The sequence below is a fragment of the Flavonifractor sp. genome, assembly GCF_019422385.1.
In the GTDB taxonomy this organism is placed as follows: Bacteria; Bacillota; Clostridia; order Oscillospirales; family Oscillospiraceae; genus Flavonifractor; species Flavonifractor avistercoris.
Map to the genome: position 1 here is coordinate 1 of NZ_JAHZDL010000082.1, position 10208 is coordinate 10208.

Sequence of the window (10208 nt, forward strand, 5' to 3'; positions counted from 1 at the left end):
CGCCGCCCGCCATCGAGCAGAGTTTTACACCTAATTGGGGATAAAACAGCTCATCCCAGGTGGTGGGCACCTCCAGGCCAGCCTGCTCCAGCAGGTCTGTGCGGTACCACATGACCTGGGCGTGGGAGTAGTAGGGAATACCGTAAGTAACGCCGTCCACGGTCATATCGGCCAGCGCCTTCTCCGAGAAGAGGTCTCGGCCGATGGCATCGATTGTGCCATCGATGGGGGCCAGCACGTCTGCGTTGAGCATCTCCACCACCTCGCCGGTGTTCTGGGCGGTGCTCATGTCGGGCAGATCGCCGGTGGTGATACCGGCGTTCCACTTGGTGTTGAAGTCGCCCCAGGACATAGTCTCGATGTTGATGGTCACGCCGGGGTTGTCAGCCATAAACTGGTCGGCAGCCGCCTGGATGGCCTCCATACGGGCGCCTTGGGTGAAGGAGTGCCAGAAAGTGATCTCGCCGGAGAGTTCGCCGGGTTCGCTGGAGGCTGTGTTAGCCGGGGTGTTGGTTTCGGCCGTTCCGCCTCCGCCTCCACATCCTGCCAGAAGGGAGACCGAGAGGGCCGCTGCAAGGGACAGAGACAGCAGTTTTTTCATATTTGGGATCCTCCTTACCTCACTTTTTAGTAGTTTTGACTACATCTAAAGTATACTTCCGGGTTTGATCGGAAACAAGGAGGTAAAGCGATCATTGATAGCATAAAACGCCCAAAATTTGGACGTTTTATTTTGCGAAATCCATCTATACTTTGTGATATTTTTCACAAATTATTGTGCATTTCTCCGATACTCCTGCGGGGACGCGCCGAAGTTCCGGCGGAACATCCGGGAGAAGTAGTTGGGATCCTCGAACCCCACCTCATAGGCGATATCGGAGATCCGCGCGTCGGTCACCAGCAGCCGCCGGGCCGCCACCATCAGGCGCAGATCCTGGATAAAGGCACCGGGGGACTTGCCGGTGTACCGCTTGAACAGGCGGCGCAGGGAGGAGGGGCTCAGGTTGGCGGTCCGGCACAGGGACTCGGTGGTGAACTGCTCGGTAGGGTGGTCCACGATGTAGTCCACCAGGGCGCCGATGCGGGGATCCTGCTGGGGCAGGCGGTTGAGGTGCAGATCGTAGCGGAGGTTGAAGGGGGTGTCCTCCCGGACGGCGCTGCTCCGCGCTGGCTGCCCCCCGGCCTGTTCCACCAGCCAGGCGATAATCAGCTCCAGATTGCCCCGGACCCGGAAGGCCTTGCCCGGGTTCTGGGAGGTGGCGCTGCGGTACACCTGGTCAAAATAGGAGAGGATGGAGGTGTCCCCGGCGCAGTCGTTGACCAGTCGGATATGGAAATGATCCCGCAGCAGATCCTCTGCGCCCAGCTGGGTGGCGGACTTGAAGCGGATGGAATAGAACTCAAAGGTCTGGTCCATGGTGTGGCAGCCCAGCCGGCAGCCGTCGGGAAGGTACACCACCTGTCCCTCGTGGACCAGGAAGGACCGGCCGTCCACCACAAATTCCGCGCTGCCCCGCAGGATGTAGCGCACCATGGCGTAGGGCAGGTGGCTGTCCGGAAAGACCCACCCCGCCCCGAAGACGTAGCGATCCACATAGAGGAAGTAAAATCGCATGGCTGTGTAGAGCTGATTTTGTTCCATAGCAGTTCGCCCCCCTGCTGTTTTTTTCATTGTAGCATTTGAACCCAAAAACCGCAACACAGCCATTTCGCCCATCACCGGGTGAAAACAACAATAAAAAAGGCAAGTGTTCTTACAGCGTTTCAAATGCTGTAAGAACACTCGCCGTGGTGCGCCTGAAGGGACTCGAACCCACACGCATCGCTGCACGAGAACCTAAATCTCGCATGTCTACCAATTCCATCACAGGCGCAGGACTCCGCCCGCAGGGGTCTGCAGCATCCCGCAGGGCAGGCGAATTAAGTGTACCATCCGGCACGGAAAATGTCAATTGCACTCTGGCATCAGAGCGGTTATAATAGAGGGGAAGCCCAATAAACAAGGGGGAACACATATGAAACGCGCGCCGAGGATCGCCGCCATTCAGGATCTCTCCGGCTTTGGCCGCTGCTCCACCACCGTGGTGCTGCCGGTGCTGTCCGCCATGGGCGGGCAGTGCTGTCCCATGCTTACAGCTTACCTGTCCGCCCACACCGCCTTCCCGCCCAGCCCGCACTCTGTCTTTCTGGATCTCTCGGATCAGATGTCGGAGACCGCCGCCCACTGGGCGGAGTTAGGGGTGACCTTTGACGCCATCTACAGCGGCTTTCTGGGCTCGGCCGGCCAGATCGCCCAGATTGAGGCATTTTACCGGCAGTTCCGCCGGGCGGACACCCTGGTGCTGGTGGATCCGGTGATGGGCGACCACGGGAAGCCCTACCGTACTTATACGCCGGAGCTGTGCCGCCGCATGGAGGAGCTGGCCGCCCAGGCCGACGTGATCACCCCCAATCTCACCGAGGCCTCCCTGCTGCTGGGGGAGGACTACGCCTCCTGCCCCGGGGACGAGGCCGGCCTGCGGGCCTGGCTGGAGCGGCTGAGCCTGGACGGGCAGCGCTCCGTGGTACTCACGGGAGTGAGCCTGCACCCCGGCGTGACCGGCGCGGGCTGCTTCGACCGGGAGAGCGGCCGGATCTCCTTCGCCATGGCCCGGCAGGAGCCCGCCCGCTTCTCCGGCACCGGGGATCTCTTCGCCAGCGTGCTGCTGGGCTCCCTGCTGCGGGGGGAGGGCCTGGCCGACGCCTCCCAGCGGGCGGCGGATTTTGTCCAGCACTGTGTGGCCTATACCCTGGCCGTGGGCACTCCCCTGCCGGAGGGCGTCCAGTTTGAGCCCCTGCTGGGCGAGCTGATGGGCCCCGCCCCCAGCCGTACAGATGTTCGTTGACAGACAATATACAATGGTATATGCAGGGTAAAGTCCCGGTCAGGATCGGGTAAAACCCCGGTATATAAGGCTCTTTCCACATTGTCCACAGGGTTATCCACATCGCTTTTCCACCGCGTTTGTCCACAGATATGCAGATTCCGGTTGACATAAGCGAAGTCAAGGGAAATTTGTCCGGCGGATTCGCCAATCTTTTTCCGCCGCCCGGCCTGCGCCGGGCGGCGGCCGTGTCTCGTTGAGGTGAGAATATGTCCCAAACCATCGCCGCCATTGCCACGCCCCCCGCCCCCAGCGCCATCGGCATCCTGCGCCTGAGCGGAGACGGCGCCATCGAGGCCGCCGCCGCCGTGTTCCGCCCCGCCGGCGGAAAGTCCCTGGCGGAGTATGAGAGCCGCCGGCTGGTCTACGGCACCCTGCTGGGCCCCGACGGCGCCCCCATCGACCAGGCCCTGGCCACCATCTCCCGGGCGCCCCGCAGCTACACCGGGGAGGACACGGCGGAGTTTCAGTGCCACGGCTCGCCGGCGGTGCTCCAGCTGGGGTTGGAGGCCCTGCTTGCCCAGGGGGTGCGGCAGGCCGGGCCGGGGGAGTTCACCCGGCGGGCCTTCCTCAACGGCAAGCTGGATCTGACCCAGGCGGAGGCGGTGGCGGATCTCATCGACGCGGAGACCCCCGCCGCCGTGCGGCAGGCCGCCGGGCAGCTCTCCGGCGCCCTGGGCCGCCGGGTGGGGGCAATCTACGACGGCCTGGTGGATCTCATGGCCCACTTCCACGCGGTGCTGGACTACCCCGACGAGGACATCGACCCCTTCCGGGCGGACACCATCCGGGCAGGGCTGGAGGAGGCCCGGGCGGGCCTGTCCGCCCTGCTGGCCACCTATGAGCGGGGGCGGTACATCGCCGGCGGGGTGCCCTGCGTGCTGGTGGGGCGGCCCAACGCGGGCAAGTCCTCCCTGCTCAACGCCCTGGTGGGCTACGACCGGGCCATTGTCACCGACGTGCCCGGTACCACCCGGGACACGGTGGAGGCCCGGTGCAGGCTGGGCGGGGTGGTGCTCAAGCTCATCGACACCGCCGGCCTGCGGGACACGGAGGACAAAGTGGAGCGCATCGGCGTGGAGCGCAGCCGGGCCGCCATGGAGGGTGCCGCTTTGATCCTGGTGCTGTGGGACGGCTCCGTGCCCCCGGTGGAGGAGGACGGGGCCCTACTGGAGCGCGCGGCGAAACTTGCCCCCACCATTCTGGTTCATACCAAGGCCGACTTGCCCTCCGCGCCCGTCCCGTTTGTGAATCTGGATCCGCTGCCCCCAACCGTGACGGTGAGCGCCAAAACCGGTCAGGGACTGGACGAGCTGGCCGAGGCGGTGGCCGCCCTCTTTCCCACCGGCGGGGCGGAGGCGGCCGGGGAGCTGCTCACCAACGCCCGCCAGGCCGAGGCCGCCCGCCGGGCCCTGGCGGGGGTGGAGCGGGCCGGGGAGAGCCTGGCGGCGGGGATCACCCCCGACGCCCTGCTCACCGATGTGGAGGAGGCCCTGTCCGCCCTGGGGGAGCTCACCGGGGCCAGCGTGCGGGAGGATGTGACCGCCCGCATCTTCCAGCGGTTCTGCGTGGGCAAGTAGGCGCGAAGCAAACAGGCAGAGAAAAACGGCCCGGATTCCCTTTGGAGTCCGGGCCGTTTGGACTTTGGCCGCAATGTTTACAGCAGGATCACCAGGGTGGCCACGAAGCGGTTGCCGCTGTAGTCGCCGAAGAGCTGCACCCGGTCGTCCTCCGACAGGCGGCGCAGGCTGGTGGAGCCGCCGTCGGCGGTGAGGAAGCTGGCCCCCGACACGTCCACGGTGAGGGTGCCCCCGTCGGAGAGGCGGACGCGCAGGGTCTCGTCCCGGGTGTCGGTCTCCAGGACGGTGCCCTCCAGCCGGGTGTTCCGGCCGGCGTCCTCGTAGGCGGTGATGGACTCCACCACGCCGTTGTGAACCACCAGCTCCACCCAGTCATCCGCATTCAGCTCCTCCGCGTCGATGGAGCGGCCGTCCCGGGTGGCGGGCGCGGCGCTGTCCACCTCATAGGTGACGGCGGAGCCGTCGCTGAGGCGCACATCCAAGGTGACAGTTCCGCCCCGCCGGGCGGTCCGGGTGACGGTGCCGGTGACGGTAACGCTCTGGGCCTGTGCCTCCACGGCGGTCACCAGCCCGCCCTGGAGGGTGAGCACCACCGTGTCGCCGGTGCGCAGGGACTCCAGGGAGCCGGCCTGGCCGTCCCGGGTCACAGTGGGGGGCGCGGCTGCGTCCGCTGTCACGGAGGCGGCCTCGCCGCTGTCGGTGCGCACCCGCAGTGTGATCACGTCCCCGTAGGAGATGGTGTCCAGGACGCCCTTGACTGTGTTGGCCGCGCCGGGATAGGCGTCCATCCAGGTGACATAGCCGTCGGAGAGGCGGAGGGTGGCGAAGGCGCCCACCGGCACGTCCGACAGTCTGGCCGTCTCCCCGTTGTAGCGGACGGCGGCCTGGTCGGTGAGCAGGTAGGCCGTGTTGCGCCCGCTCACCATATCGGTCAGGGCCAGGCCGTTCTGGGGATTGGTAACCACGGTCTGAACCGTGCCCTGGAGATACTGGGTGCCGGTGTCCACCGACACGGCGGTGAGGCGTCCCTCGCTGTCGTTGGACACCCGCAGATTGACATAACAGCCCTCGTACCGGTCGGACATGCTGCCGGCGCCGCCGTCCACGGTGACCGCCGTGCCGGAGGGCAGGGTATACCGCGCCTCCCCGCCGTCAAAGGCGGTGACGGTGAGGGTCTGGCTGCCGGAGCGGCCGTCCACAGCCCGGAGGATGCCCTCCTCGGTGCGGCCGCCGCTGGAGAGCTGGAGGGCGGCCAGGTGGCCCATGGCGTCCACCTGGCAGGCGGCGGTGGTGTAGCCGCCCTGATTGCTGAGCACCTGGGCGGGAATGGAGACGCCGTCGGCCTGGATGGCGGTGAAGCGGTCGATCTCCAGCCGGCGGGACACGCCGTTCACGTCCAGGGTCACGCTCCCGGGCTCAATGTCGGTGACGGTGCCGGTGTAGGCGGTGACGGCACCGCCCAGGCGCACCGACAGGACCGAGCCGTCCCCGTCCAGGTTCACCCGGGCATAGGTGCCCGTCTGGAGCAGGCTCAAAGGCTCGGCAGAGGCGCGCATGTTGTTCTCATAGATGGTCACGCCGGCGGGGAGGGTGACGGTCTGGGTGCCGGTGATGGTGCTGGTCAGGGTGAGGGAGATGCCGCCGGCGCCGTCCTCCGCCGCCTGGGTGATGGTGCCCCCCACCCAGTCGTAGTCGGTGTAGGCGGGCAGCTCGGCATAGAGCCCCCGCTCCTCCATGAAGTCCATGGCCCGGCGGAGCATGGTGGCCATCTCCGCCCGGGTCAGGGAGCTCTTGGGCAGGAAGCAGTTGGCCTCATTGCCCCGGACAATGCCGTATGTATCCAGCAGGTAGACATAGGGCTGCAGGGCGGCGGAGATGGAGCTGGTGTCCGCAAAATCCATGGGGTAGGTGCTCAGGTTTTTCGCCATGGCGTCCAGCTGCATGGCCCGCACCAGATACATGGCCAGGCTCTCCCGGCTGATGGTCTTGAGCAGGCCGTCGTCCGCACTCAGGGCCCGCAGCTCGGTCACGGAGAGGATGCCGGTCTCCAGGCATACGGCCATCTCCTCCGCAGCCCAGGAGTAGAGGCTGTCCGGGAGGAGTTCCGCCAGCTCGTCCGCCCAGTCGGCGGCGATAGCGGCTTTGTCCTCCTCGCTGACGCCGGCGGCCCGGGAGCAGAACAACAGGGCCTCGCAGGCGGTCATCTTCTGGTCGGGGGCAAAGGTGGTGGCGCTGGTGCCCTTGACCACCCCCTGGGCGGCCAGATACTCCACGTCGTCACGGGCCCAGTGGCCCACCATGTCGGAAAATCCGGCCGCGGAGGCGGATACGGTCAGCAGGGAGACCGCCGTCAGCGCGGCCAGCGCCAGAGACAGGATTCTCCTTCCTTTCATTGTACGTACCTCCCTTTTGCAAGGTTTCCATAACTACAGTATAGCCGCTCCCCGGGAAAAAAGCAACCTGCAAAAAACGCCCCGAAATCCCATGGATTTCGGGGCGCAGGTTGCCGTTCACTGTCGCTGTCTGAGTGCCCGGCGGGGGCGGGCTCACCCCTTCCGGTCCGGCCCGTCCAGGCGCTTACGCACATTCCGGCGCAGCAGGGTGTAGAGGATGGAGGCGATGGGGACGCTGAGCAGCACGCCCAGCAGGCTGCCCACGCTGGCGCCCACGGTGACGGCGGCCAGCACCCACAGCCCGGGCAGGCCGATGGAGGTGCCCACCACCTTGGGGTAGATCACATTTCCCTCAAACTGCTGGAGGATGATGAGGAAGATCAGGAAGATCAGGGCCTTGACGGGGGAGACCACCAGCAGCAGCAGGGCGGAGACAATGGCGCCGATATAGGCCCCCGCCACCGGGATGATGGCGGACGCGCCCACGATCACGCCGATGAGGGGGGCGTAATCCGCCTGGATGAAGAGCATCCCCACGGCGGTCAGGCCGCCGATGATGCAGGCCTCGGTGAGCTGGCCGGTGACGAAGCGGGTAAAGGTATCCGCGGTGAGATGCACCACGTCCGCGACCGGGCCGGCAATCCTGGCGGGCACATAAGCCCGGAACACCCGGCGGCACTGGCGCAGCAGCTTCTCCTGGCCGGAGAGCATATAGATGGAGAACACGACGGCCAGCACCCCCGTCACCACGGCGGACACCAGACTGCTGGTGACAGAGGCCAGCAGCTGGGGCCCTGTGTCGGACAGGAAGGCCAGCACCTGATCCAGCAGCCCGCTGAGCTTCTCCCCAAGCCAGGAGAGATCCAGGCTCTCCGCGTCCAGGTTGAGCTGGTCGATAAGCTGGTTATAGCCGGACTGGAGGTTGGTCAGGTACCCGCTCAGATTGAGCACAAAGGTCTGGATGCTCTCCACGAATTTCGGCAGCACATAGGCAAAAATGGCGGTGATCACCGCGATGAGGGCCAGGTAGGAGGAGAGCACCGCCAGCGGGCGGGCGGCCTTCCTGGCCCGGGTGCTGCCCAGGCCCCGCAGATAGAGCCGGTGGAAGAAGCGGCAGGGCCGGTTGAGCACAAAGGCGATGGCAAAGCCGATGAGCAGCGGCTGGAGCACGCCCAGCACCCACATCACCGCATGGCCGATCACGTCCAGACGGGCCAGCACCACCACCAGCACCACCGCGTAGGTGATGATGAACAGGATACTTTTCAGCAGTTTTTTGTCCATAGCAGCTCCTGGTTTCCATAAGATTCACAGGCGAAGGATTTCTTCCTCTCCACTATAGCACGGCCCGGATTCCACCGTCAACGGAAAACAGGCGTTTTAAGTAAAGTTTAATAAAACCTTCCGCGGGGCGAAAAATTTCCCTTGACAACCGGCCGCGCCGCCGCTATAATCATAGTAAACATATATGAATTTAGTATTTTAGAAGGGAGCGACATCCATGTCCCGTTTCATCTATGCCGACCACGCGGGCACCACCGCCCTGTCCCAGACCGCCCTGGCGGCCATGACCCCCTATTTTACCGACCACTACGGCAACCCCTCCAGCCTCTACCGCTTCGGCCAGGAGGCCAAGGCCGATCTGGAGCGGGCCCGGGCCGATATCGCCGCCTGCATCGGCGCAAAGCCCGAGGAAATCTTCTTCACCTCCGGCGGCACCGAGGCGGACAACTGGGCCCTCAAGGGCGTGGTGGAGCTCATGGCCCTCAAGGGGAAAACCACCGGCCACATCATCACCTCCGCCATCGAGCACCATGCCCTGCTCCACACCGCCCAGCACCTGGAGAAGCAGGGGTATGCCGTGACCTACCTGCCGGTGGACGAGCTGGGGCGGGTGAGCCCCGCCGACGTGGAGGCCGCCGTCCGGCCCGACACCGTCCTCATCTCCATCATGGCCGCCAACAACGAGATCGGCACCATCCAGCCGGTGGCCGAGATCGGGGCCGTCGCCCGAAAGCACAAAATCCTCTTCCACACCGACGCCGTCCAGGCCGTGGGCCACATCCCGGTGGACGTGGAGGTGTGGAACGTGGATCTCCTCTCCCTGTCCGCCCACAAGTTCCAGGGGCCCAAGGGCGTGGGTGCCCTGTATGTCCGCAGGCCCCTGCGCCTGCCCCCCCTGCTCCACGGCGGCGGGCAGGAGAAGGGCCGCCGCTCCGGCACCGAGAACGTGCCCGGCGTCATCGGCATGGCCGCCGCGCTGAAGGAGGCGGTGGACAGGCTGGAGGCGGAGGGCGCCCGGCTGTCCGCCCTGCGGGACAGGCTGATCAGCGGCCTGACCAGACTGCCCTACACCCGCCTCACCGGCGATCCGGAAAACCGGCTTCCCGGCACCGCCTCCTTCGTCTTTGAGGGGGTGGAGGGGGAGGCCCTGCTCCTCCACCTGGACGCCAGGGGGATCTGCGCCTCCTCCGGCTCGGCCTGCTCCTCCGCCTCCCTGGATCCCTCCCACGTGCTGCTGGCCATCGGCCTGCCCCACGCCATCGCCCACGGCTCCCTGCGGCTGTCCCTGGGCGCGGACAACACCGACGCCGACGTGGACGCCATGCTGGCGGCCGTGCCCGAGGTAGTCGCTTACCTGCGCAATATGTCCCCCGTTTGGGACGCCGCCGAACAGAAACCCACCTGGGTTGTGGAATGAGAAAGGAGTTTTCAATATGCTGTATTCTGATAAAGTGATGGATCATTTCGAGCACCCCCGCAACGTGGGCAGCCTCCCCGATGCCAACGCCGTGGGCCAGGTGGGCAACCCCAAGTGCGGCGACATCATGAAGATGTACCTGAACATCGACGAGGACGGCGTGATCACCGACGTGAAGTTCCAGACCTTTGGCTGCGGCTCGGCCATCGCCACCTCCTCCATGGCCACCGAGATGATCAAGGGCAAGACCATCCAGCAGGCCATGGAGCTGACCAACGCCGCCGTGGCGGAGGCCCTGGACGGCCTGCCCGCCTACAAGATGCACTGCTCCGTGCTGGCCGAGGAGGCCATCAAGGCCGCCCTGGCGGACTACTACCGCCGCCGGGGGGAGGAGGTGCCCGAGAACCTCCGCCTCCCCTGCGGCGGCGAGGAGCACGGCTGCTGCTCCTGCGGGGCCTGACGCCCCCGCTTTCCCCCTGAAAAGCCCCGGAACCATCCGGTTCCGGGGCTCAGCGTGTCGAAAAAGCGGCAAAGCCGCTTTTTCGAGAAAAGTTGCATGGCGGAAGGGGTTCGTTTTCTTGCGAAAAAGTCACCCCTTCCGCCATGAGAA

General features: G+C 65.6%; 8 protein-coding genes and 1 tRNA gene. 4 read left to right on the plus strand and 5 right to left on the minus strand.

The window, feature by feature from the left end:
- From QZ378_RS10355 to QZ378_RS10365, 3 genes are all read right to left on the minus strand, one after another.
- Positions 1 to 601 (minus strand): extracellular solute-binding protein (locus QZ378_RS10355; protein ID WP_291258209.1); only part of this gene is annotated, 601 nt, incomplete at its 3' end.
- Positions 602 to 772: 171 nt separating this feature from the next.
- Positions 773 to 1642 (minus strand): AraC family transcriptional regulator, encoded by an 870-nt coding sequence (locus QZ378_RS10360; RefSeq protein WP_191379513.1) that lies wholly within the window; start codon positions 1640 to 1642, stop codon positions 773 to 775.
- A 147-nt stretch (positions 1643 to 1789) separates the two neighbouring features.
- A tRNA-Leu gene (locus QZ378_RS10365) sits at positions 1790 to 1874 on the minus strand.
- Between the two features lie 141 nt (positions 1875 to 2015).
- On the opposite strand from QZ378_RS10365, the gene QZ378_RS10370 reads away from it, so the two are divergent.
- Positions 2016 to 2885: a pyridoxamine kinase gene (locus tag QZ378_RS10370; protein WP_291258210.1), complete on the plus strand. Its 870-nt coding sequence runs from the start codon at positions 2016 to 2018 to the stop codon at positions 2883 to 2885.
- A gap of 248 nt (positions 2886 to 3133) precedes the next feature.
- A complete protein-coding gene (gene mnmE / locus QZ378_RS10375) occupies positions 3134 to 4504 on the plus strand; it encodes a tRNA uridine-5-carboxymethylaminomethyl(34) synthesis GTPase MnmE (RefSeq protein WP_291258211.1) in 1371 nt (456 codons plus the stop codon).
- A gap of 77 nt (positions 4505 to 4581) precedes the next feature.
- Here the strand turns inward: mnmE and QZ378_RS10380 are convergent, their stop codons facing one another.
- Together QZ378_RS10380 and QZ378_RS10385 are read right to left on the minus strand one after the other, a co-directional pair.
- On the minus strand, positions 4582 to 6897 hold the full coding sequence (locus QZ378_RS10380; RefSeq protein ID WP_291258212.1) for an S-layer homology domain-containing protein: 2316 nt from the start codon (positions 6895 to 6897) through the stop codon (positions 4582 to 4584).
- Positions 6898 to 7050: 153 nt separating this feature from the next.
- A complete protein-coding gene (locus QZ378_RS10385) occupies positions 7051 to 8181 on the minus strand; it encodes an AI-2E family transporter (RefSeq protein WP_291258213.1) in 1131 nt (376 codons plus the stop codon).
- Positions 8182 to 8398: 217 nt separating this feature from the next.
- Between QZ378_RS10385 and nifS the strand changes: the two genes are divergently transcribed.
- Entirely contained in the window at positions 8399 to 9598 is a 1200-nt protein-coding gene (gene nifS / locus QZ378_RS10390; protein WP_291258214.1) for a cysteine desulfurase NifS, read from the plus strand.
- A gap of 16 nt (positions 9599 to 9614) precedes the next feature.
- On the plus strand, positions 9615 to 10058 hold the full coding sequence (nifU, locus tag QZ378_RS10395) for a Fe-S cluster assembly scaffold protein NifU (RefSeq protein ID WP_291258215.1): 444 nt from the start codon (positions 9615 to 9617) through the stop codon (positions 10056 to 10058).
- Positions 10059 to 10208: the final 150 nt, after the last annotated feature.